The organism is Pelodictyon luteolum, assembly GCF_001622165.1.
In the GTDB taxonomy this organism is placed as follows: Bacteria; Bacteroidota; Chlorobiia; order Chlorobiales; family Chlorobiaceae; genus Chlorobium; species Chlorobium luteolum_B.
This window is the reverse complement of record NZ_LVWG01000034.1, coordinates 22,749-45,656: the sequence shown is the minus strand read 5'-3', so window position 1 is coordinate 45,656 and position 22,908 is coordinate 22,749. Positions and strand designations below refer to the sequence as shown.

The following is a 22,908-nucleotide window of genomic DNA, read 5'->3' as shown; positions in this document are numbered from 1 at the left end:
ACGGAGACGACAATGAAAAAATTCCTTCCCCTTCTTACCCTCGGCCTGTTTTTCCTCGGAGGATGCGGTCTTGAGAAACCCCCGGCCACACTTGAGTTCCCCGGTGAAGAAACTGAAGCCGAAGTGGCCGCGCCGGCAGTCGAAGAAGCTCCTGCTGATCCGAAGCTCGCCGCAGGCAAAGAGGTCTATACGGCCAACTGCGCAATGTGCCATGACTCCGCAATGATGGGCGCACCCAAGCCCGGCGACAAAGCCGCATGGGAAGCACGCGTTGCACAGGGCCTCGATGTCATGACCAAGAAATCTATCGAAGGCTTCGCCGGCATGCCGGCAAAAGGCGGCAACCCGAACCTCACCGATGAAGAGGTCGCAAACGCCGTTGCCTGGATGGCAGACACCGTCAAGTAAGAAACCCATCCATAAAAGATGCACAAACAGGGAGCTGCCGGATAGGCGGCTCCTTTTTTGCAGATGGAGCCGAAACTGTTTGGAAGGATGGCTCCGAAATGCTAAAATAACCGGATTGAGCAGATCAACATATGCTCACACAGACGAAACCAGTAACCACCAATATTTTTAAGGGAGAAACCGCTATGTCTCGTTTCCTGACCGCAGCAGCCTGCGTGCTGATTGCCGCATCGTTCACCGTTGACGCCAACGCCGCCTACAATGCTGCTGCAGGCAAAGCCGTCTATGACGCAAGTTGCGCCATGTGCCACAACACAGGCATGGCTGGTGCACCAAAAACCGGCGATAAGGCCGCATGGGCTTCCCGCATGGGTCAGGGCCTCGACAAAATGGTCGCCAAGTCTATCACAGGCTTCAAGGGCGCCAAAGGAATGATGCCCGCCAAAGGCGGCAACCTGAAACTCACCAACGTGGAAGTCGGCAACGCCGTCGCCTACATGGTGCAGCTGAGCAAGTAACTCTCCGGCACGGTACTCTGGAAGCCGGCGAGGGGGCGGGGTCATTCCCGCCCCCTCTTTTTTTGGGTAAAATGGCTGATGGAACGTATCTTTCTGCGGCACCCCGAAAAGCATCGGGGCAACACCAAGACACAGAGGAAGAGCTCCTTATGCACCAAACCGAATACATCGGCTACGCTGCAGGCATCATCACCACGCTTGCCCTTTTTCCGCAGGCACTCAAAATCCTCTCAACCCGCCATACCCGGGATATCAGCCTCATCTGGGCGCTCGCAATGAATGCCGGCATCATACTCTGGCTCCTCTACGGCATCGCGCAAAATGACCTGCCGATGATCGCGGCCAACGGCTGCTCCCTCATTCTCCTCATGATCATCCTCCTGCTCAAGCTCAGGTACGGATAAGCAACCACTAGACGATACGCACCATGGAACCCCTCCAGATAGGATTCATCGGAACGGGAAGGATCGCCCGCGCCATCATTGCCGGACTCGGCAGGGAAAAAGAGGCCGTCATGTTCGGCTATGACCGCGACCCCGGCGCGGTTGAAGCCATAGCTGCGAGCCATCCCCTCACCGGGTGCCCATCGCCCGCTGCTCTGGCCAAAGAGGCGAAGATCATCATCCTTGCCGTAAAGCCCTACCAGATTGAAGAGGTGCTCGGCGAACTCCGCCAGTCGCTCTCGGCCGATCACCTGCTCATAAGCGTCGCTGCAGGAATTTCGTCGGAGTTTATCAGGAAGAACGCCCTTGAAGAGACAAGAGTGATACGCGTCATGCCCAATACTCCGGCATTTGTCGGAGAGGGAATGACGGCTCTCTGCAGGGGAAAAATGGCAACTGAAGGGGACATCGAAGTGGCGAGCCGGCTGTTCAGCGCCATCGGAAGGGTGGCAGTGCTCGAAGAATCGCAGATGGATGCGGCGACCGCGGTGTCCGGCAGCGGGCCGGCCTATATGTTCAATATCCTCGCTTCGCTCTCAGAGGGCGGGGTCCGCTGCGGATTATCGGAAGAGGATGCACTGCTCCTGGCGGCTCAGACCATGCTCGGGGCAGCCAGAATGGTGCTCTCGGGAACCCGGAGCCCGGAAGAGCTGAAGCGGGAGGTCACCACCCCGGGAGGAACCACCGAAGCCGGGCTGAAGGTAATGGACGAAAGAGGCATCCGCGCCATTCTCATCGATGCCGTTGCTGCAGCCGACGCCCGTTCAAAAGAACTCAGGAAGTAAGCATCCTCAGCTGCGCAGCGATGCCCAGGGCAGAAGCGAACAGGCGATTGTCTCTCCTTCCGGCACCGGCGTGTCGAGAGGAGGCGACTCGATAATACAGTTCGCCCCGACGAACGAAGTCGCCATATGCGATTCCATGAGCCCGGTGGTCCGGCAGAAGAGCCGCCCCCCTTCCTCACGAAGCACGCCCGGCAGGAACCGGTACCGTTTCCTGTCGGCAGGAAAGGGCGCATCAAGAGTGGCCTGCAGCTTCGCCGGCAGAGTGAGACCCTGCATCTTCATGAGCGCAGGCACACAGTACTCCATGAAACAGACCAGCGCGGAAACCGGGTTGCCCGGCAGCGCAAACACCGCCTTCCCGCCGGGAGAACATCCAAAGTAGAACGGCTTGCCCGGCTTCTGCGACACCGTCCAGAACTTCTTTTCGATACCGAGCTGCGCGAGTTCCGCCTGTACGAAATCATACGCACCGGTTGAAATCCCCCCGGAGGTGACTGTCACGTCGGCCGTTGCAAGCGCCGTGGCAAGAACCTTCCGCACAGCCGCAGGATCATCTTCGGCATAAAGAACGATAACCGGATCAATACCTGCCGAGCGACATGCGGCTCGCAGCATGTGGCTGTTGGAATCATAGATGGAAGCCTCAGTCAGTGTTCCGCCCTGCCGTTGCAACTCATCTCCAACCACAACGAGAGCAACTGAAGGGCGGCACCATACAGGCACAGACTCCACCCCGAAAGAAGCCAGAACGGCTATCTCTGCCGGAGAAATCCGCCAGCCAGCCTCAAGCACCCGCTGGCCCATTGCGACCTCCTCCCCCCGATGCCGGACATTGGCACCAGCTTTCGGCAGGCGGTAGATTTCAACCTCGCTGGCGCCGAACCCGCTTGTGTTCTCGAAGGGCACGACCGTATCGGACCCATCAGGCATCGGCGCACCGGTCATGATCTCGGCGGCACTCCCCGGTGGCAGCGCAGCGGCAGAGTTGCTTCCGGCCGGAATACGGAGCGAGACCGGAAGGCGTACCGGAGTGTAGGAAGAGCCGACGGCAGCATCGGCCATACGGAAAGCGAACCCGTCCATCGCCGAATTGGTGAACCGGGGCATAGGAAAAGGAGCGGTAACATCTGCCGCCAGAACCCGGCCCTGAAGGTCGCCGAGAAGGCACTCCTCGAAGAGTGGCAGAGGAAGGGACTCCATCACAATGCGCCGAGCATCATCTACGCTTGTCAGCATCAGTGTCCCTCCCCATGCATCATTGAAAAGGCATGGAACAGGGCCGGCACAAGGACCTCAAGTGCATCGGAAGCAGCACCCGCGCTTCCCGGGATGCATACCACGATGGAATCACCGACCACTCCTGCGGCCAGACGCGACAACATGGCCGTGCGGGTCTTGCCCTGCCCCCAGCTGAAAAGTGCCTGTTCGACACCTGGAAGACGACGCGAAAACTTCGACATGAGGGTATCGACCGTGATGTCGCGCGGACCGAGGCCCGTCCCGCCGGAGGTAACGATGAGCTCCATACCCTCAGCAACAAGTGCATCGACTGCCGCCTCGAGTTCTTCGGATTCATCGGCAATGACCCGCACCCCGTCCACCCGGCACCCTGCAGCCAGAAACCCCTTCTGAAGGATCTCGCCGGATCGATCCTGGGCGGTGCCGGCAGCAATTGAATCGGAAAGCACAAGAATGGATGTCCTCGGTCTGTAACCGGTGGCAGCACTCTTACCGCCCGTCTTCGACACCAGCCGTATACCGCCGATCTCCATACCTTTATCGACAGCCTTGCACATGTCGTAGATGGTCAGGGCCGCGACCGAAACAGCTGTAAGGGCCTCCATTTCAACGCCAGTCGCTTCTTTCGTTCTTGCTGTAGCCATAATGAAGATTCCGTCCGGCTCAACCGAAAAAGAAAGGTCTACCCATGAAAGATTGAGCTGGTGGCAGAGCGGAATGAGAGCGGAGGCCTGTTTGGCCGCCTGAATACCGGCGATCTTTGCAGCAGTCAGCACATTGCCCTTCGGCATACCGTGCCCCTGCAACTGAAGCAGCGTGTCGGGATGCAGGCAAATGCGGCCCTCAGCCCTTGCAGTGCGGAGCGTTCCGGGCTTGGAGGAAACGTCGACCATAGCGACGTTGCCGTCATCATCAAGATGGGTGAATGCCATAAGGTTGAGGGTTGGTTGGGTCTTCGCTCAAAGCTGAGATGGAATATAGATAGCGATTGCCTCCTTCAGTTGCAAAACGAAGCGCCCGTTCGGGATGGTCGGTGATGATGCCGTCGGCTCCGATGTCCCGCAGACGGAGCATGACCGCGGGGTCATTGACTGTCCAGGGTGCCGTTTTGATGCCGCAGGCATGGAGATGGCCAATAAGAGCAGGGGTTGCAAGAGAGTAATGGGGATTAAGCCACTGAGGCCGGAAACCCAGATGCCGCAACGAGGAACGGATTGCCCCGACCCGTTCAACCAGTATGCCGTATGGGATGGTCGACATGCATTTCCATGCCTCCCGAACCACACGCCAGTCGAACGACTGGATGCGGATTCGCCCCAGCACTCCGGCGAAGCTGGCGGCATCGAGCACCAGGCGCGCAAACATCGCCGGAGGAGGATGGAACAGCCGGTCCCTCGAGGGCCACGATTTCAGCTCGAGATTGTATGTCATAAGTTCCCCCGGACCAACACCGGAAAGATGGATATCAACTGCACGAAACACGTCGCAGAGCAGGGGGCGTGATGCCCTGAGCTGCTGCTGCAGGGGGAAACGGGGATCGGGAGTACCGCAGTCATATCCGGCGACCTCGTCGGAATGCATGGAGTGGATGAGGCGCCGGCCGCCGGGCAATGTGATCCAGGGATCGTGGGAAACGACAAGCTGCATGTCAGCAGACACGACGAGATCGAGTTCGACAACCCGGATTCCGAGATCTGCCGCGCCGATGAATGCCGCAATGGTGTTCTCGGGAAACAGGGATCGAGCTCCCCGATGCGCCTGTATTTCAAAGGAGCCGGTAAGCGTGCGCGGGGCCGACGGCCCCGCAGGAACAGCTATCATGGCAGAAATAGCTACTCGACCACGAGCCAGTGGCGGAAGCCTTCGAAGATGCTCTCGAAAAAGCCTTCATCTTTGGCTTGGGGCTCCGGAGCGCCGTGGTTTTCGTGGCCAACCAGAGCGAAATAGACCGCTTTCTCGTAGAAGTGGTTCAGGCGGTGAGAAAACTCGATGGCCCGGTTCAAATCGATACCCTCAGTAATAATGCCCTCATCAAGAATGTAGCGCCAGATAAGGTCGCGCTCCAGCAAGAGCGAGTAAGTCATCTCGCTCACCTTGATAGCTGAGGCCGCACGCAGGGCGCCGATCTCGAGAAAGTGTTCGGCAATCTGCCGGTCCTGTCCATCTTTCTTCTCCACCCACTCTCCGAGCTTCCGGAAACGGCTGTAGACAATATCGTGGAGTTCCTGCTTCGGGAGCTTTGCATACCCGCCGGTCAGAGGGCTGGTACGGACGGCCTCAACCCATTTAGCCGAAAGGGTTTCAGCATGGTTTTCAATGAGGCGGATGAAACGATTGATGAGCAGCATGGCGATCACGTTTTATGATGGATGCAGGCGCGGACCCGCCTGCATCTAAAAGCTACGCATCTTCCATGAAGAGTTCAAATGATACCGGAGGAATGGATCCCTCGGAAAAGAGACCCCCAGACAAGGGGAGGGACAAGCGCAGCTGCTTTCCGGATCAGGCGTTACGGCGGCCTGAAGGGGATCGGAAGGATTTCTGGGAGGACTTCTTTTTCGGTTTTCTTTTCTGGACCCGGTTGCCCTCCGCGCCGCCCGGTGCGGTTCTGGGGCTCTGGCCGTTCACGCCGGGAGCTCCGGACGATGCCCGGCTCCTGCTTTTGTTGAAACGGTTTTTCCGGTACTTCTTTTCAAGGTCGGCGTAAGGACTGGGAGGGTCGGGCGAGGTATTGGGATTGTTGAAATTCGGCTCGTCGATAGCCTCGTCGAAATCATCCAACACGATGTCGGGATGAACTGTATTCACCAAGTTGATTGCAATTTATGTTCACGAGAACGAAAGCATGCCTGTTGACGCCAGGAATTATGCTGAAGGGAGTCTAATTTACCATTTTCAACTCAATTTGCAAGAAGCGCCCCGACCCCCGGCAATTTTGCATTGCAGGCCCCCGCTTCATATATTACCGGCACATACCGTTCATTGAACAACAAACCATCACGGAGCGCTTTATGGACACCAAAAGACTTATCCTTGCCTTCGTCCTCCCCCCCGCAGCAGTCATGAACAAGGAAGCGGGCACTATCATGCTCACAGGCATTCTCACGGTATTCGGCTGGGTACCTGGAGTGGTCGCGGCTCTCGTGATGATGGCGCAGGAACAGCGCCAAGAGAAAGCCTGAGCAGCACTGAGAGGGAAGCGGCCGCCATGCTGTTCCACCCCTACGAACTTGCATTCTGCGGCTATTCCGGCTCGGGAAAGACAACGCTTGCCACTACGGTGGTTCGTCACCTTGCGGGCAAGCATACCGTCGGCTACTATAAGCACGGTTGCCACCATTTCGATATCGATCGTGAAGGAAAGGACTCCGACCGTGCAGCCAAAGCCGGTGCGTCAACTGTCATGGTGTCAGGGCCAGGCAAAAAGGCAGTCATTTCGCACGCCCCGCCGGAACCCGTAGACTTTGAGCGCTTCGCATTCAACAGCTGCGACATCCTGATAATCGAAGGCCTCAAGGAACTCCCCATCCCCAAAATCATCCTCGTCGATGAGGCAAAAAGGATTCTCGAGCGCATCGAGGAGGGCAGCGTATCCATGGTGGCTGCGCTCGCAGTCCCCGATGACCCGTCCTCGTACCGCTTGCCCTCCCTTCCCGGAGTCCCGGTCATCCACCGCGACGACACTGCAGCCATAGCTGCCTTCGTCGAAAGACATCTAATGGCGCGCGCCGCTGCCTCGGCACCACTGACCGGCCTCGTGCTCGCCGGCGGAATAAGCTCCAGGATGGGTACCGACAAGGCTCTTATCGACTACCACGGCACAAGCCAGATACTGCATGCCCGGAGCTTGCTCGCCCCGTTCTGCCGGGAAGTCTATCTTTCCTGCCGTCGCGAGCAGACTGAAGAGTACGGTGCATCAGGCATTCCTCTGATCCCCGACAGCTATCTCGACATGGGGCCGCTCGGAGGACTGCTCTCCGCCCAGCGTGCGCTGCCTGAAAGGGCATTCCTCGTCATTGCCTGCGACCTCCCCTTTCTCGATGCCCAGACCTTGGGGCGCCTCGCAGCCGGTCGCAACCCGTTGCGCTTCGCTACCGCCTGGCGCGATCCGCTGTCGGGAAAGTTCGAACCGCTTGCGGCCTGTTATGAACCCAAATCACGTGAACCCCTGCTCCTCCGCCATGCTGCGGGCCTCAATGCATTATCAGGCTTTCTATCGACCACCGCCATAGAGGAACTGGAAGCACCGGAACCCGGTGTCATGCAGAACATCAACACTCCCGGGGAACGCTCCCGTGCCACCATGGCGTTTTCAGGAATAAAGAACACTCGACCATGAAACTTCTGGCAGCCATCGATTTCTCCGAACTGAGCGAGTCAGTCCTCCAGGAAACGGCAAAGCTGGCAAAGGCACTTTCTGCCGAAACAGTACTGCTCCACGTCCAACCTCCGGCCTCGCCGGCTTTCGACCTCTATCCGGAAACCGAGGTCATAACCCTTCCTGCCGGCGGCGCAGCACTGCCCGACGGCGGGGATGGCAACGGCAAGGAAAAACTTGAAACCATGGCCGAAAGGCTTCGCCGGAATGGTATCCGCGCCACAGGATCAACAGTTGAGGGCGATGAAGTCGATGGGATTGTTGGCGAAGGGCGTCGGATCAAGGCCGACATGATCATCGTCGGATCCCATGGCCACGGGTCGCTTTTCCACCTGCTGGTCGGCAGCGTCTCGGAAGGGGTCGTAAAAAAAGCCCCCTGTCCGGTCCTCATCGTGCCGCGCCGGACCTCATGAAGATACGTACCAGCTGCACCAGCATGAAGGCGGTGGCAGCAACGAGAATGATGGTGGCACCTGATGCGAGATTGAAAAGATAAGAAAGCATGAGACCAAGAGTGCTGAACACAAGAGAGAGTAGGGTCGAGATGGCCATCATGCCAGGCAGGCTCCGGCTGAAGTTTCGCGCGATGGCTGCCGGCACCGTCAAAAGAGCTATCACCATAACAATCCCCACCACCCGCATCATAACCACCACCGTCAACGCAATCAGACAGAGCAGAAGCAGATAGAATCCGGTTGCAGACACCCCCGAAACGGCAGCATACTCTTCGTCGAACGCTATGGCGAGCAGCTCCTTCTGGAAGAGAAACACCGTACCGACAATCACGACATCAAGCAGAAAAATCATCCAGAGATCAAAGGATGGCACCGTGAGGATGTTTCCGAACAGGTAACTGAAAAGGTTCGGAGCATAGCCGGGTGTCAGCCCGATAAGGATCACCCCGATGGCCATGCCAGCTGCCCAGAATGTCCCGATGGCCGTGTCTTCCGGCACCTTCGCCTTTTTGCTGAGCAGGCCGATGCCAAGCGCGGCGGCAAGACTGAAGGGAATGATGCCGAGAAGAGGGTTCACCCCGAGCCAGTAGCCAAGCCCGATTCCACCGAACGCAGTATGTGCGATACCGCCGCTGATGAACCCGATTTTCTTCACCACAACAAAGCTCCCTATGATGCCGCATGCAACGCTTGAAAGAAGAGCAGCAAGGAGCGCGTTCTGCATGAACTCATAAGCAAGAATATCGTGTAGCATGGGTTCAGTCTCCTGCCCGGTCCGAAGGATCAGGCTTATGGTGGCAGATGGCATCGACAGGATAGTGGTAGAGGTCGTCAAGGGAACCGCGCGGGAGGGATGAACCCTCTTCATGCATATCGAGGGTGCAGTTGAGACAGGCAACCCGCGTCACCCGTCGGCTGATGGCTCCTATGTCATGGCTGACCAGCATAATGGTCATGCGGCCGAGCAGCTGCTCCAGGAGGTCGTAGATGCTCGTCTTCATGTCGGGATCGACACTAGCGGTCGGCTCATCCAGCAGGAGCAGTTCGGGATCGCCGACAAGAGCACGGGCTATGAGGGCCCGTTGCAGTTCCCCGCCCGAGAGCGCACCGACAGCCCGATGTCGGATTGCACTGAGCCCGGTAAGCTCAAGTGCTTCATCCACCTTCAGCCGGTCGGCTTTGGTGTAGCGTTCCAGCAGGTGTTTCCTCGACAGCCGGCCCATCAGCACCAGACCGGCAACATCCAGCGGAAAATCGCGATCAAAAAACAAGCGCTGCGGCACATAACCGATTCTTCCGGGCGAAGCGCCCGGCAATCGGCCAAACACCCGGATGCTTCCCGCAGAGGGACGAACAAGTCCGAGAATGCAGCGAAGCAGGGTCGTCTTCCCCCCGCCGTTCGGGCCAACGATGCCGATGAAGTCTCCCTCGAAAACCGAAAGGGTCAGTCCCTTCAGCACGTCGACGCCACCAAGGCGGACCACGAGTCCTTCAGAAGCGATAACGGGGTCCTTCACCGGAGCGCATCCCGGAACGCCTCTGTGGCAAGGCGGAGGTTCCCCGGATAATCCAGCGCAAGCGGATCGACACTGCGGGTGAGCCCGCCGATTCCAGAAGCGATGGTCGAAGCCTGGGCCGAACTGAACTCAGGAGAGACGAACACCACCCGGATGCCTTCATTCCGTGCTTGGTCGATGACCTGCTGCATCTGGCGGGGAGTAAGCTCCTTCCCCCCGGATTCAGCAGCGATCTGCCGCAGACCGTAGGCGTGGGCGTAATACCCCCAGGCAGGATGAAACACAAGGAAACTGCCGCCATGCAATGGAGCGAGGGTTTTGCGGATTGAAGCGTCGAGCTCCCGAAGCTCTGTTTTGAGTGCCTCCGCATTGGCCAAGTATTCCCGGGCATGCTCCGGATCCCCTTCTGCCATACAGCGGGCAACAGTATCTGCAATCATGATCCCATTGGACGGATCGAGCCAGAAATGCGGATCCATCCGGTGATTGTCGTTATGATCCCGTCGGCCATCCTGGGCCTCACCGCCCATTTCCAGAAGCCGCACGCCTTCCGAAGCGTCGCACACCCTGAGCGAGGGATTGAGCTTGAGGAAACGAGGCATCCAGTCAAGCTCGAATTCCACGCCCGAACCAGCCTTCAGGAAGAGCGACGCATTCCCGAGCATGGTCATCTGACGGGGAAGCGGTTCGTAGGTATGGGGATTTCCGCCCGGCGGCACCATGACCTGCACCACGGCCCGGCTGCCGGCAATACGGCCGGCAAACCATGCCAGCGGCTGGATGGACACCACTACCTGCATGCGCTCGTCCCGTGGCTGACTGTTGCAGCCGGACGAGAGGGCCAGAAGGACGGCCAGGAAAGCCCATAGCACCCTCTTCATCATTACAGTCGGTTGAGTGCGCTGAGGGTTGCACGGATGGAAGCCAGGCTGATGTTGGAATCCACACCTGCTCCGAATGACACCCTGCCCTCAGGGCAGCCGATTCGGACATAGGCGATGGCACAGGCCCCTGCACTGTGGCCGATAGCATGCTCGGCATACTCCTCTACTGTGAACTCGAAGCCACCTGCCAGAATGAAACCCTTAACGAACGCGTCAAGCGGGCCGTTACCTTCGGCCTCGAACGACAGCTCCCTGCCGCCATATGAAACCACGCTGCTGATGAGGGTGGTGGTAGCTCCGGATGCCCCCCCGTCGCCCTCAGCCCAGCTGATGTTGCATTTCTTCAATGCAACTTCACCCTGAAGCCGGATATACTCCGAGTGGAACAGGTCATGGATCTTTACTGCCGACAGCTCTTCGCCCGTCCGGTCGGCTACCGCCTGGACCGCTTCGGCAAAATCGGGCTGCATCCATTTCGGGATCTGGATGCCGTACTCCTTCTCCAGCACATAGGCCACCCCGCCCTTGCCTGACTGGCTGTTGATGCGCACGATTGCCTCATACGTGCACCCGACATCCTCGGGGTCAATCGGAAGATAGGGTACCGCCCAGAGTCCGTCGCCCTTCTGGCCCCGGGCCTTCAGCCCCTTGCTGATGGCATCCTGGTGCGAACCGGAAAACGCGGTATAGACCAATTCACCCGCATAAGGGTGACGCGGATGCACATCCATGCGGGTACAGCGCCTGTATACCTCGCGGATCCGTGGCAGATCTGAAAAGTCAAGACAGGGGTTGACCCCCTGGGTCAGCAGGTTCAGCCCCATGGTCACGATGTCCATGTTTCCGCACCGTTCACCATTGCCGAACAGTGCACCCTCGACCCTGTCGGCCCCGGCCATCACGGCAAACTCCGCCGTCGCAACCGCCGTCCCGCGGTCGTTGTGGGCATGAACACTGATCAGCACCGCATCGCGGTCCTTGATATTCCTGCAGAACCACTCGATGCGGTCGGCGTAAAGGTTCGGGCGCGACATCTCCACCGTGGAAGGAAGGTTGAGAATGATTTTTTCATCCTTCGATGCCCCCCACGCGTCCATGACTGCATGGCAAACCTCAAGCGCATACTCAAGCTCGGTGCCGGTGAAGCTTTCCGGACTGTACTCGAAACGAATGCCGCTGTTTCGGCTTTCATCCTTCAGCTGCCTGACGAGACGGGTGCCCTCGATAGCGATTGCCTTCACCTCCTCCATGTTCTTTCGGAACACGACCTCGCGCTGCAGGGTCGAGGTGGAGTTGTAGAGATGGACGATTGCATGCCTTGCGCCACTGATTGCATCAAAGCTTTTTCGGATAAGGTGTTCGCGGGCCTGTGTAAGCACCTGGATGGTAACGTCGTCAGGAATGAGGCCATCCTCGACGAGGCGGCGGACGAAGGCGAACTCAGTGGCCGAGGCAGAAGGGAATCCGACCTCGATCTCCTTGAACCCCACTGAAACCAACAGACGGAACATGGCTATCTTCTCGTCCACGCTCATAGGAACAGGAAGGGCCTGATTGCCATCGCGCAAGTCGACACTGCACCATACCGGCGCATGCTCGATGGTCCTGTCCGGCCAGGTTCGGTCGGCAAGGCCGACAGTCGGATAAGGCGAATATTTAGTGAAGTTCATCGTTTTCATAACAGCTGTGTACCTCCTTTTTCCTTTAAAGCAGAAAAAGCCGCCTTTCCCCGGAGGGCGGCGGCTTCAAAACGCTCCTGCCATAACAACCGGCAGCAACAGACTAAAACGCCCCTCCAGCACACCACGCCCTGCATAGAAGCAGATGAGGCCTGGCAAGAAGAAGCAAACAGATATGTATGGTGGCGGTCATCCGTATTTATAACAATCAAGTTCATGCGCGCAACCTACGGCCGTGCGTCCGTCAAAATATAATAAAATGCTCAACTCACAGCAATCCACACTCTTTTGTTAGAACACCGGTCTGAACACGGCCGTTCCCCAATATTCAGCGGGTCTGCACCGCCATGAAAACAGCCACCTTGCTGCCGCTCCGGTCGAAGAGCGAGAGCCTCCCTCCCCGCTTCCGGTACCCGGCCGTTTTCGAGAGAGCAGCGAGAAAAGCTTTTTCTCGGACTGTAATCATCGGCGGGCACGGCCGCCTGTCCACCTTGATCGAAGAAAATGCCATCTGCGATTTTGTCATTGTATATGACCCGGACAGGTTGCTGCACCCAGAAGCTCCCCGGAAAGCGCCGCTTCGGTATAACACAAGTGAAACATCCAGTTTCTGGCCCTGCAGGAACTCTACCTTTGACCCATTGAGCTCCATGGCCCGCCACGTCGTCCCCTGAAGCCGCACATCCGGAACAATCGCCGCCTTCTGGCGGGTACAGCCCGCAAACACCGCAATCATAAGGACTCCAATGAACACCCGCCCCCCGAACATCATCACATTCATCTTCATCATAGCAATCGTCTCCATTCATCTCTGATTCAACTGAAAAACATCCCCCCTAGTATCAGAAGGGCGCCGTCTTTATGGTAACACCTTAACCATCCGAATCAAACTCCAGCTTCCGCCCCGGCAACGCGTTTTCGGAACCACAAAAAAAACATTTCCCGGACTTGGATTTAATAAAAACAGGTGTATATTTACCACCCATCTGCCTCGATGCAGAGATCGCATTCCGCGATAGCTCAATGGTAGAGCATGCGGCTGTTAACCGCAGGGTTGTAGGTTCGAGTCCTACTCGCGGAGCAAATGAAAAAGCAGAAGATCCGCGGCTCTTCTGCTTTTTCATTTTCCATCGGAATTTTTGTACATTGGTGTTCTTTTATTGAGAAACGATGGGTAGGAATGCATAAAGAACACGCGCTGATAGCTATCCGCACGACGGCCCTTATGCAGGGATGCCGTGATTTTGATTTCACCTGTACGGCAGGCGATTTCAAGGATCCGGAGATTAAGGAAGCGGGGTTTTCCGGACCAGTCCGGGTGAAGGTAACCGCAGAGAGAGCCGGCAGCGAAATAGCTCTTTTAATTGAGACGGTGGCCGGATGCGACTTCGCCTGCGATATCTGCCTAGCGCCCATACACCGGGAACTCAACGGATCCTATAGGCTCTTTTTCGACTGCAGTGACAGTGGGGCACAAGAAACGCCGGAAGCGGATAGCGACGAATACCGGATACTCGACAGAACTGCTGTAGAGATTGATTTGACCGAAGACGTCCGGGAAACACTACGCCTCTCGGTCCCGATGAAGGTGACATGCACAGGCAACCCCGACTGCAGACTGTACACCGGAACTCAGGAAGAGCAGGATGAACAGGCATCGGAAGGGAGCAGAAGTTCCTGGAAGGACGGCCTTGAGAAACTGAAAAAGAAGTATCGTTAACTGACTATAACAGAGAGAGACAACCATGGCAAACCCGAAAGCCAAAATGTCCAAATCACGGCGCGACAAAAGACGTGCCCAGTTCAACGCCCGGACTAAGGCGGCAACCACCGTCATCTGCCCGAACTGCGGAGAACCGACCCTGCCGCACCGCGCATGCCGTCACTGCGGGCAGTACCGCGGACGTGCTGTCGTCACCAAATCGGCGAACAGCTGACCGACAACCTCCAAGACCACTCCACAATGCTGACCATTGCTGTTGATGCCATGGGCGGAGACCATGCCCCGGCATGTGTCATAGACGGGGCCCTGGAGGCCCTGCGGGAAAGCGGCAACAGGTTCGAAATCATCCTCATCGGGCAGTCGGAAAAGGTTGAGCCGCTGCTCGGCAGGCATGACACTGCAGGCCTGAACCTGAAATTCATGCACGCGCCTGAGGCTGTCACCATGGATGACGTCCCCGCCACGGCGGTGAAAACCAAACAGAACTCATCGCTCGTCAAAGGCCTGCAGCTCTGCAAGACCAAGGAGGCAGCGGCATTTGTCAGCGCGGGAAACACCGGTGCGCAGATGGCCGCGTCGCTCTTCATTCTCGGCAGGCTCCCCGGTGTGCTCCGCCCGACGATCTACGCCTACCTCCCGCGCCTGCAGGAAGGGCTCACCAACATGGTCGATGTCGGGGCAAATATGGACTGCAAACCGGAAAATCTGGTGCAGTTCGCCGAAATGCTCACGATCTACCAGCGCTACGGCGCCGGCATCGAAAACCCGCAGGTCGGCCTTCTCAATATCGGCGAGGAAGAGGGCAAGGGATCAGAGACCCTCAAGCAGACCCATCCGCTCCTGAAAGCAGCACACGCTGCAGGCAAAATAAACTTCATCGGCAACATCGAAGGTCACGACATCCTCAAAGGCAACGCATCCATCGTGGTCTGTGACGGGCTTGTCGGCAACACCATCCTGAAGTTCGGCGAAAGCATCCCTGAATTCCTCAGTGTGCTCTTCAAGCGGGCCCTTGAAAAAAACGTTGCCTCCGGCAGCCTGGACCAGAACTCCGCCGTAGCAGTAACGACCATGTTCAAAGGCATGTTCGAACCCTTCGATGTCGAAAAATTCGGAGGAGTCCCCTTCCTCGGTGTCGATGGAATCTCCATCGTAGGTCATGGCCGATCGTCGTCACGGGCAATAAAGAACATGATCTACATGGCCGAGCACATGGTCGAGAGGAAGGTCAACGAACACATTGCCGAGGTTCTGGCGGACAAGTAGCCGCCGGCGGCCTTCAACCCTAGATGGACGGGGCCGCAAACACACTTTAACCCCACCCAACCGCATGAACGCTGCAATCACCGTAACTGCCAGATATCTTCCTGAAGGCGTGCTCAGCAATCAGGACCTCGAGCGCATGCTCGATACGAACGACGAGTGGATCCGCTCGAGGACGGGCATCAGTGAACGCAGGATTCTCAGGGACCCGAAAAAAGCCACGTCGTACATGTGCGGAGAGGTCGCCAGCCAGTTGCTCCAGAAACGCGGACTCGCAGTGGAGGACTTGGAGCTCATCATCGTCGCGACCATGACTCCCGACATGCTGTTCCCCTCGACTGCATGCCTCGTACAGGACATCATCGGAGCGAAAAATGCATGGGCCTTCGACATCAATGCCGCCTGCTCCGGCTTCCTCTACGCGCTGAACACTGCATCGCAGTTCATCAAGGCGGGGACTCATAAAAACGTCATGGTGATCGGCGCAGACAAGATGTCCTCCATTATCGACTACACCGATCGCTCGACGGCAATCCTGTTCGGCGACGGCGCAGGCGGCATCATTCTTGAAGCCGCTGAAAGCGAAGACTGCGGCGTGCTTGACGCCCGCATGTACAGCGACGGAAGGAGCGGCAAAGATCACCTCCTCATGAAAGGAGGCGGAAGCCTCAACCCCGCGACCCACGACACCGTGGACCAGCACCTCCATTACATCTATCAGGACGGCCGCATGGTCTTCAAGTCGGCGGTAACATCAATGGCCGACGTTGCGGCAGAAATCATGGAGCGCAACGGCCTCACCTCCGACGATGTCTCCTGGCTCGTTCCGCATCAGGCCAACCAGCGCATCATCAGCGCGACGGCCGAGCGCATGGGTATCGACGAATCAAAAGTCATTTCCAATGTGGGCCGTTACGGCAACACGACAGCCGGCACCATCCCGATCTGCCTCTCCGAACTCGATGATGGAGGACACCTCCGACACGGCTCGAACCTCGTGCTCGTCAGTTTCGGCGCCGGCTACACATGGGGCGGCGTCTATGTGAAATGGCAATGAGGAACTGAGAGGCAACAGACAGTCGAACAACGGACGAAGATCAAACAGCAATGAAAGCATTTGTATTTCCTGGGCAGGGATCCCAGTATTGCGGCATGGCCAGGGACATCTATGATACCTTTCCGGCAGCAAAAGCCCTCATGGAGCAGGCTAACGACATCCTCGGCTACCGCATCACGGACATCATGTTCACCGGTAGCGAAGAGGAGCTCCGTCAGACCATGTACACCCAGCCGGCAATCTTCCTCCACAGCATGGCCATTGCATCGCAACTGAGCCGGGATAATGTTGCCATGACCGCAGGCCACAGCCTCGGCGAATACAGCGCGCTCTGCTTCGCAGGGGCCATAAGCTTTGAAGAGGCAGTAAAGATCGTTGCCGAACGAGGCAGGCTGATGCAGCAGGCCGGTACAGAAAACCCCGGCACAATGGCTGCCATCATCGGCATGCAGGACAGCGCACTCGACGCGCTGCTTGCGGAAGCCGGCGCTGAAGGCATCGTCCAGGCAGCCAACTTCAACTCGCCGGGCCAGATCGTCATTTCAGGCGATATCGCGGCTGTAAAAAAAGCTGTTGAGCTTGCTCCCGCACACGGAGCCCGCATGGCAAAAGAACTGGTAGTCTCGGGAGCCTTCCACTCTCCGCTCATGAAGCCTGCAGAGGAAAAGCTTGCTGCAGCACTTGAAGCTGTTGACATCAAAGAGGCCACGATCCCCGTCTGCATGAACGCGGTTGCACGCCCGGTGACCGATGCCGCTGAAATCCGCAGAAACCTTGTACTGCAGCTCACCAGCTCAGTCCTATGGACCCAGTCCATCGAGGAAATGACAAAAGCAGGCATCGCCCGCTTCGTCGAGGTTGGCCCGCAGAAAGTGCTGCAGGGGCTGATCAAGAGGATAAGCAAAGGTGCAGAACTTGAGGGCATAGATACCGCAGCCGACATGCAGGGCGCCTGAAAAGAACCAAGAGAGATTACCGCAACCCTTTAAAAGAGAGCAACCATGTTCGAAGGAAAAATCGCAGTCATCACCGGAGCCGCAAGGGGGATTGGACAGGCCATTGCCTGGAACCTCGCCGCAGGCGGAGCCGACATCGTACTCTGCGACATCAAGGAAGAGTGGCTTCAGGACACGGCCGAAGGGGTCCGGAAAACCGGCCGCAAGGTCTGGTGCTTCGAACTGGACGTCACCAACACAGAAGCGGTCCAGAAGGCATTCAATGACATCGCCGCAGCCACAGGCACCATCGACATCCTCGTAAACAACGCAGGCATAACCCGCGATGGTCTTCTTATGCGCATGAGCGAAGAGGACTGGGACGCAGTGCTCACAGTCAACCTGAAAGGCACCTTTTCATGCACCAAAGCGGTCAGCCGCATCATGATGAAACAGCGCTCCGGCTCAATCGTCAACATTGCATCCATAATCGGCCTCATGGGCAATGCAGGCCAGGCAAACTACGCCGCGTCAAAAGGCGGCGTTATATCCTTCACCAAGTCGGTAGCCAAGGAACTCGCATCACGCAACATCCGCGTCAACGCCGTCGCACCTGGCTTCATCTCTTCGAAAATGACCGATGCTCTGTCAGATGAGGTCCGCCAGAAAATGCTCGAAGCCATTCCGCTCAGCCGTTTCGGCAATCCCGAGGACGTGGCCGACGTGGTATCATTCCTTGCCGGCGACCGCTCGGCATACATCACCGGCGAAGTCATCAACATCAGCGGCGGCATGGTGATGTGATTTGGGCAAGCTCTTTTTCTTTGTATATTGCACGACATTTTTTTCAGGTTTTTTTATCAACAATCAACACCGGAGAACGAACATGACTGAAGCAGAAATCAGAGACAAAGTATACGATATTATCGTCAGCAAGATGGGCGTCAACAAAGACCAGATCAAGCCGGAATCCAAGTTTTCCGACGACCTCGGCGCCGACTCGCTCGACACCGTTGAGCTGATCATGGAGCTCGAGAACGAATTCGACGTACAGATCCCTGACGAAGACGCAGAAAAGATCGGCACCGTCCAGCAGGCAATCGACTACATCGTCAAGAAGTAATTCCTCCAGAGAGGATTACACGAAACAGACGAAAACACTGCGAACCGCTGCAGGCAGAACGCCTGTAGCTGGTTCATGCAGTTGACAGACGCAAAAAATCAAACAACTACAGATGGGTCAGGAACGAAAAAGGGTTGTCATTACCGGCATCGGGGTGCTTACCCCCATTGGCCAGACAAAAGAGGAATTCTGGAACGCACTCGTCGCAGGAAAAAGCGGTGCGGCACCGATTACCTACTTTGATACTGCCGATTTTGCAACCACCTTCGCATGCGAACTGAAGGACTTCGTTGTCGAAAACTATATCGACAAAAGAACGGCCGACCGCATGGACCCCTACTGCCAGTATGCCATCGTCTCTTCTGACCAGGCACTCAAAGATTCAGGACTCGACCTGCAGGCAATCGATCCCCTGAGGATCGGCGTCGTGCATGGCTCGGGCATCGGGGGAATGACCGTATACGACCAGCAGTTCAGGCAGTATCTGAACCGCGGGCCACGACGCATCAGCCCCTTCTTCATTCCTATGCTCATCCCCGACATCGCAGCAGGACAGATTTCCATGCGACACGGGCTGATGGGACCGAACTACGCAACAGCATCGGCATGCGCGACCTCGCTGCACGCCATCATAGACGCCTACATGCTCATCCAGACCGGCATGGCCGACTACATGGTCTGCGGGGGATCGGAAGCGCCGATCACTCCGATGAGCGTTGGTGGATTCAACTCCGCACGGGCACTTTCAACAGCCAACGACATACCCTCGAAAGCATCGCGACCTTACGACCGCGACCGTGACGGTTTCGTCATGGGCGAAGGCGCCGGATCGCTTATCATGGAGAGCCTTGACTCTGCCAGAGCCCGCGGCGCTAAGATTTACGCAGAACTGGTCGGCATAGGAGCTACGGCCGACGCACACCACCTTACCGCTCCCCATCCCGAAGGAAAGGGCGCGCTCAACGCAATGAAGACCGCACTCTCGATCGCCGGCATCGGCACCGAGCAGATCGACTATATCAATACCCACGGCACTGCGACCCCGCTTGGAGACATTGCGGAAGTCACCGCCATCAAGAAGCTGTTCGGCGAACACGCTTATAAACTCAGTATCAGCTCTACGAAGTCAATGACCGGACACCTGCTTGGCGCAGCCGGCGTGGTAGAGTCAATCGCATGCATTCTTGCAATGCAGAACCAGACTGTACCGCCAACCATCAACTGCCAGAACCTTGACCCGGACATCGATGTCGACGTCACGCCGAACGAGCCGAAAAAACGCAGCATTCAGTACGCCCTCAACAACGGATTCGGCTTTGGCGGCCACAACGCATCGCTGATCTTCCGCAACGGCTCGTCACTCTGAGCCATTCGGCCATGGAGCCACTCTGGCATAAACTCACCGCCCTCCCTTTTTTCAGCAGCAAACCCGAAAAGGGGGAGGGGCCAGGTGCCTCCCCATCCCTCACCGCATTCATCCGGAGCCTCTTCAAGGGAAAAGCGCTCAACCTGGAACTTTACGCCACAGCCCTCACCCACCGTTCGATGGTGCACGACTCCACTGCACCAGAAATAACCCGCTCGAACCAGCGCCTCGAGTTTCTGGGGGACTCCGTTCTCGGCCTCATCATCTCCGAATACCTCTACCGTCGATTCCCCGACGGGGCTGAAGGTGAGCTGTCGAGCTACCGGGCTAAAATCGTGAACGGGAAGTCACTTGCCGGTTTCGCCCGAAGCCTCGATCTCGGCCAACACCTCATCATCGGCGAGTCCGCAGACCAGCAACGCATCCGCACCAGTACATCAACACTTGCTGACGCATTTGAAGCGCTCACGGGCGCCATATATCTGGACCGGGGCCTTGAAGCCGTCCGTGAGTTCATTGAGGAGCATATCATCGACAGCCCGGCCTTTGATGCGATGGTCAGCACAGAAAACAACCATAAAAGCCGCCTCATCGAACACACCCAGTCCAACCAGCTTCCGCCGCCAGTCTACACCGTCCTATCTGAAGAGGGGGCAGAACACGAAAAAACCTTCACCGTTGAAGTATCCTGCGACGGGCGTCCACTCGGCCGCGGCACAGCCCTGAGGAAAAAGGATGCAGAACAGCTGGCCGCTGCTGAAGCCATGGCTGCCATCGAAAACACCCTCTTTACGCCAACCGACCAGGAAACCTCATCACCTGCAGAGACAGGAATCGGCTGAACAAATTCACAGGGCGGCGCTTGAGCATGTGGGCGACGTCTGCTATATTGGATAAACAGCACACTCGCCAGAGTGATAGTTCATCACCGCCGCACAGCAAAACCATGAAAGAAAAACTGATTTTTGATTTTTCGGCAAGCGGCCGCAAAGGCTACAGCTTCTCAGGAAATGACCTGCCCAAGGCAACACCCGGGAGCCTCCTGCCTGAGAAGTTCCTGCGCAAGGAACAGGCCATGCTGCCGGAGGTACCCGAAAGCGAAGTGGTGCGCCACTTCATACGACTGTCGAACATGAACTACCATGTCGACAAGAACATGTACCCCCTCGGCAGCTGTACGATGAAATACAACCCGAAAATCAACGACTATACCTGCGACCTTCCGGGGTTCAGCGCCCTGCACCCGCTCCAGCCGGAGGAAACTGCAGGAGGTGCGCTCCAGCTGATGTACGAGCTCTCCCTGATGCTTGCTGAAATCGCAGGCATGAAGGCCGTGACCCTCCAGCCCGCTGCCGGTGCCCACGGAGAGCTGACCGGGATACTGCTCATCAAGAAATACCATGAATCGCAAGGCTCGAAACGCTCCACACTCCTCGTCGTCGATTCAGCACACGGGACAAATCCCGCCTCGGCGGCCCTGGCGGGGTACCGGACCGTTTCGGTGAAAAGCAACGAAATCGGTCGCACCGACCTTCATGACCTCGAAGCAAAGCTTGACGGCGATGTGGCCGCGCTGATGCTCACAAACCCGAACACCATCGGTCTGTTTGAAAAGGAGATCGTCAAGATCTCGGAAATGGTGCACAAGAACGGCAGCCTTCTTTATATGGACGGGGCCAACATGAACGCCCTGCTCGGCATTGCCCGTCCCGGCGACATGGGCTTTGATGTTGTCCACTACAACCTCCACAAGACCTTTTCGGCCCCCCACGGAGGAGGCGGACCCGGAAGCGGGCCGGTCGGCGTCTCGGAAAAGCTTGTTCCGTTCCTCCCGGTTCCCGTTGTAGAAAAGACGGAGGGTCCCGAGGGCCCCGTCTACCGGCTTGTTTCTAACCGTCCGGAAAGCATCGGCAGGATGATGAATTTCTACGGCAACTTCGCCGTTCTGGTTCGGGCGTACACCTACATCCGGATGCTTGGCGCCGAAGGGCTCAAGCGAGTGTCTGAAAACGCCATCATCAACGCCAACTACCTGCTCAGCCGCCTGACCGGCGCCTATGATCTCCCCTTCCCCAAGCAGGTACTGCACGAGTTCTGCCTTTCTGGCGATCGGCAGAAGAAATCGCATGGCGTCAAGACGCTCGACATCGCCAAACGGCTGCTTGACTACGGGTTCCACGCTCCGACCATATACTTCCCGCTCATCGTCAGCGAAGCGCTCATGATCGAGCCGACGGAAACGGAATCAAGGGAGACGCTTGACCTCTTCGCCGACGCGCTCCTGCAAATTGCTGAAGAGGCGGAAATGAGCCCCGAGACGGTCAAGGGGGCACCCGTGACAACTCCGGTCTCGCGGCTTGACGAAGCCATGGCATCTCGCCAGCTCAACATCTGCTGCATATAGTTGCCAGAGACGCCGCCGAAGGCAGAGGAGACTTTGCCCTCGGCGGGATTTACAGAATATTCACATAACACCTTTTGAAGTACCCAGCAATGCGTGTATAGTTATACTACGGTCCCGCGCCGCAACTAACCGTCCGGGAGACGCCAATGACCCGATCGAAAGTCCTGGTGCTGAACAGTAGCTATGAGCCCCTGAGCATCTGCGACCCCCAGAAAGCAATCCTTCTCCTCTTCGGCGGCAAAGCCGTCCCTGTCACCCATCACCCTGAACGATTCATCTGCACGGTCAGCAAAAGCTACCCCATGCCGAGCATCGTTCGACTCACGGTCTTTGTCCGCGTCCCCTACAAGCGCATCATGCTGAACCGCAAAAACATCATCCGCCGCGATGGCTTCCAATGCCAGTACTGCGGAAAAACCGACCAGCAGCTCACCATAGACCATATTATCCCCCGCTCGCGTGGCGGCGAGGATTCATGGGAGAACCTTATCACAGCCTGCAGAAAATGCAATGCAAAGAAAGGGAGCCGTACCCCGAAAGAGGCCGGCATGCCCCTCATGAAGCAGGCAGAACGCCCCAACCACCTCATGTTCATGCAGCAGCTCACCGCTTCGGTTTCCGATGACTGGAAACCCTACCTCTACATGAGCTGAAACGCATCGCTTCATGCCCCCATGAAAGCGGAAAGATTCAAGGGATTTTTTACCTTCAATGAATCAATGCCGTTTCAC

General features: G+C 57.3%; 28 protein-coding genes and 1 tRNA gene. 19 read left to right on the top strand and 10 right to left on the bottom strand.

Annotated features, from left to right (window positions below):
* Positions 1 to 12: 12 nt before the first annotated feature.
* The 4 genes from A3K90_RS08390 to proC all read left to right on the top strand — a co-directional run bounded on the left by A3K90_RS08390 (position 13) and on the right by proC (position 2,154).
* Positions 13 to 408: a cytochrome c5 family protein gene (locus A3K90_RS08390; protein WP_303682168.1), complete on the top strand. Its 396-nt coding sequence runs from the start codon at positions 13 to 15 to the stop codon at positions 406 to 408.
* Between the two features lie 185 nt (positions 409 to 593).
* Positions 594 to 926, top strand: coding sequence for a cytochrome c5 family protein (locus A3K90_RS08385; RefSeq protein ID WP_303682167.1), 333 nt, complete (start codon positions 594 to 596; stop codon positions 924 to 926).
* Between the two features lie 149 nt (positions 927 to 1,075).
* Positions 1,076 to 1,330: a SemiSWEET family sugar transporter gene (locus A3K90_RS08380; protein ID WP_303682166.1), complete on the top strand. Its 255-nt coding sequence runs from the start codon at positions 1,076 to 1,078 to the stop codon at positions 1,328 to 1,330.
* A 23-nt stretch (positions 1,331 to 1,353) separates the two neighbouring features.
* Complete coding sequence (gene proC, locus A3K90_RS08375) at positions 1,354 to 2,154, top strand: pyrroline-5-carboxylate reductase (RefSeq protein WP_303682165.1); 801 nt, start codon at positions 1,354 to 1,356, stop codon at positions 2,152 to 2,154.
* A gap of 6 nt (positions 2,155 to 2,160) precedes the next feature.
* Here the strand turns inward: proC and glp are convergent, their stop codons facing one another.
* The 5 genes from glp to A3K90_RS08350 form a co-directional block, all read right to left on the bottom strand.
* Entirely contained in the window at positions 2,161 to 3,390 is a 1,230-nt protein-coding gene (glp, locus tag A3K90_RS08370; protein ID WP_303682164.1) for a gephyrin-like molybdotransferase Glp, read from the bottom strand.
* Positions 3,390 to 4,325: a bifunctional molybdenum cofactor biosynthesis protein MoaC/MoaB gene (gene moaCB / locus A3K90_RS08365; RefSeq protein ID WP_303682163.1), complete on the bottom strand. Its 936-nt coding sequence runs from the start codon at positions 4,323 to 4,325 to the stop codon at positions 3,390 to 3,392. The genes glp and moaCB overlap by 1 nt, the downstream gene beginning before the upstream one ends.
* The gene (locus A3K90_RS08360; RefSeq protein WP_303682162.1) at positions 4,306 to 5,214 is read right to left on the bottom strand and encodes a glycerophosphodiester phosphodiesterase family protein; all 909 of its coding nucleotides are present in this window, start codon (positions 5,212 to 5,214) and stop codon (positions 4,306 to 4,308) included. Before A3K90_RS08360 ends, moaCB begins: the two co-directional genes overlap by 20 nt.
* A gap of 11 nt (positions 5,215 to 5,225) precedes the next feature.
* Positions 5,226 to 5,741 carry a hypothetical protein gene (locus A3K90_RS08355; RefSeq protein ID WP_303682161.1) on the bottom strand — a complete coding sequence of 172 codons (516 nt, stop codon included), beginning with the start codon at positions 5,739 to 5,741 and terminating at the stop codon, positions 5,226 to 5,228.
* A 154-nt stretch (positions 5,742 to 5,895) separates the two neighbouring features.
* Entirely contained in the window at positions 5,896 to 6,204 is a 309-nt protein-coding gene (locus A3K90_RS08350; RefSeq protein WP_303682160.1) for a hypothetical protein, read from the bottom strand.
* Between the two features lie 200 nt (positions 6,205 to 6,404).
* Here A3K90_RS08350 and A3K90_RS08345 point away from each other — a divergent pair, with 200 nt between their 5' ends.
* Genes A3K90_RS08345 through A3K90_RS08335 form a run of 3 tightly spaced genes read left to right on the top strand, consistent with a single transcriptional unit; the run spans position 6,405 to position 8,184 of the window.
* Entirely contained in the window at positions 6,405 to 6,575 is a 171-nt protein-coding gene (locus tag A3K90_RS08345) for a YqaE/Pmp3 family membrane protein (protein ID WP_303682159.1), read from the top strand.
* A 26-nt stretch (positions 6,576 to 6,601) separates the two neighbouring features.
* Positions 6,602 to 7,732 (top strand): bifunctional molybdenum cofactor guanylyltransferase MobA/molybdopterin-guanine dinucleotide biosynthesis adaptor protein MobB, encoded by a 1,131-nt coding sequence (gene mobAB, locus A3K90_RS08340; protein WP_303682158.1) that lies wholly within the window; start codon positions 6,602 to 6,604, stop codon positions 7,730 to 7,732.
* Entirely contained in the window at positions 7,729 to 8,184 is a 456-nt protein-coding gene (locus A3K90_RS08335) for a universal stress protein (RefSeq protein WP_303682157.1), read from the top strand. The genes mobAB and A3K90_RS08335 overlap by 4 nt, the downstream gene beginning before the upstream one ends.
* Here the strand turns inward: A3K90_RS08335 and A3K90_RS08330 are convergent.
* From A3K90_RS08330 to A3K90_RS08310, 5 genes are all read right to left on the bottom strand, one after another.
* Positions 8,159 to 8,980, bottom strand: a complete 822-nt coding sequence (locus A3K90_RS08330) for a metal ABC transporter permease (RefSeq protein WP_303682156.1) — start codon at positions 8,978 to 8,980, stop codon at positions 8,159 to 8,161. The genes A3K90_RS08335 and A3K90_RS08330 overlap by 26 nt on opposite strands.
* A gap of 4 nt (positions 8,981 to 8,984) precedes the next feature.
* The gene (locus tag A3K90_RS08325) at positions 8,985 to 9,743 is read right to left on the bottom strand and encodes a metal ABC transporter ATP-binding protein (RefSeq protein ID WP_303682155.1); all 759 of its coding nucleotides are present in this window, start codon (positions 9,741 to 9,743) and stop codon (positions 8,985 to 8,987) included.
* The gene (locus tag A3K90_RS08320; protein ID WP_303682153.1) at positions 9,740 to 10,627 is read right to left on the bottom strand and encodes a metal ABC transporter solute-binding protein, Zn/Mn family; all 888 of its coding nucleotides are present in this window, start codon (positions 10,625 to 10,627) and stop codon (positions 9,740 to 9,742) included. Before A3K90_RS08320 ends, A3K90_RS08325 begins: the two co-directional genes overlap by 4 nt.
* Positions 10,627 to 12,306 (bottom strand): 2-isopropylmalate synthase, encoded by a 1,680-nt coding sequence (leuA, locus tag A3K90_RS08315; protein ID WP_303682152.1) that lies wholly within the window; start codon positions 12,304 to 12,306, stop codon positions 10,627 to 10,629. The genes A3K90_RS08320 and leuA overlap by 1 nt, the downstream gene beginning before the upstream one ends.
* Before the next feature lie 328 nt (positions 12,307 to 12,634).
* On the bottom strand, positions 12,635 to 13,096 hold the full coding sequence (locus A3K90_RS08310) for an META domain-containing protein (protein ID WP_303682151.1): 462 nt from the start codon (positions 13,094 to 13,096) through the stop codon (positions 12,635 to 12,637).
* A gap of 219 nt (positions 13,097 to 13,315) precedes the next feature.
* Between A3K90_RS08310 and A3K90_RS08305 the strand changes: the two genes are divergently transcribed.
* From A3K90_RS08305 to A3K90_RS08250, 12 genes are all read left to right on the top strand, one after another.
* Positions 13,316 to 13,387 (top strand) — tRNA-Asn (locus A3K90_RS08305).
* Between the two features lie 99 nt (positions 13,388 to 13,486).
* Positions 13,487 to 14,026, top strand: a complete 540-nt coding sequence (locus tag A3K90_RS08300) for a DUF177 domain-containing protein (RefSeq protein WP_303682150.1) — start codon at positions 13,487 to 13,489, stop codon at positions 14,024 to 14,026.
* 25 nt (positions 14,027 to 14,051) lie between these two features.
* Positions 14,052 to 14,243, top strand: a complete 192-nt coding sequence (gene rpmF, locus A3K90_RS08295; RefSeq protein WP_011356901.1) for a 50S ribosomal protein L32 — start codon at positions 14,052 to 14,054, stop codon at positions 14,241 to 14,243.
* Positions 14,244 to 14,269: 26 nt separating this feature from the next.
* Positions 14,270 to 15,295 carry a phosphate acyltransferase PlsX gene (gene plsX / locus A3K90_RS08290; protein ID WP_303682149.1) on the top strand — a complete coding sequence of 342 codons (1,026 nt, stop codon included), beginning with the start codon at positions 14,270 to 14,272 and terminating at the stop codon, positions 15,293 to 15,295.
* 64 nt (positions 15,296 to 15,359) lie between these two features.
* A complete protein-coding gene (locus tag A3K90_RS08285) occupies positions 15,360 to 16,349 on the top strand; it encodes a beta-ketoacyl-ACP synthase III (RefSeq protein WP_303682148.1) in 990 nt (329 codons plus the stop codon).
* A 50-nt stretch (positions 16,350 to 16,399) separates the two neighbouring features.
* Positions 16,400 to 17,305, top strand: coding sequence for an ACP S-malonyltransferase (gene fabD / locus A3K90_RS08280; protein ID WP_303682147.1), 906 nt, complete (start codon positions 16,400 to 16,402; stop codon positions 17,303 to 17,305).
* Between the two features lie 45 nt (positions 17,306 to 17,350).
* On the top strand, positions 17,351 to 18,088 hold the full coding sequence (gene fabG / locus A3K90_RS08275; protein ID WP_303682145.1) for a 3-oxoacyl-[acyl-carrier-protein] reductase: 738 nt from the start codon (positions 17,351 to 17,353) through the stop codon (positions 18,086 to 18,088).
* A gap of 82 nt (positions 18,089 to 18,170) precedes the next feature.
* Positions 18,171 to 18,407: an acyl carrier protein gene (gene acpP / locus A3K90_RS08270; protein ID WP_011356896.1), complete on the top strand. Its 237-nt coding sequence runs from the start codon at positions 18,171 to 18,173 to the stop codon at positions 18,405 to 18,407.
* A gap of 112 nt (positions 18,408 to 18,519) precedes the next feature.
* Positions 18,520 to 19,773, top strand: a complete 1,254-nt coding sequence (gene fabF / locus A3K90_RS08265) for a beta-ketoacyl-ACP synthase II (RefSeq protein WP_303682144.1) — start codon at positions 18,520 to 18,522, stop codon at positions 19,771 to 19,773.
* 11 nt (positions 19,774 to 19,784) lie between these two features.
* The gene (gene rnc / locus A3K90_RS08260; RefSeq protein ID WP_303682143.1) at positions 19,785 to 20,615 is read left to right on the top strand and encodes a ribonuclease III; all 831 of its coding nucleotides are present in this window, start codon (positions 19,785 to 19,787) and stop codon (positions 20,613 to 20,615) included.
* Positions 20,616 to 20,719: 104 nt separating this feature from the next.
* A complete protein-coding gene (gcvPB, locus tag A3K90_RS08255; protein WP_303682142.1) occupies positions 20,720 to 22,177 on the top strand; it encodes an aminomethyl-transferring glycine dehydrogenase subunit GcvPB in 1,458 nt (485 codons plus the stop codon).
* A gap of 146 nt (positions 22,178 to 22,323) precedes the next feature.
* Positions 22,324 to 22,830, top strand: coding sequence for an HNH endonuclease (locus tag A3K90_RS08250; RefSeq protein ID WP_303682141.1), 507 nt, complete (start codon positions 22,324 to 22,326; stop codon positions 22,828 to 22,830).
* Positions 22,831 to 22,908 lie beyond the last annotated feature (78 nt).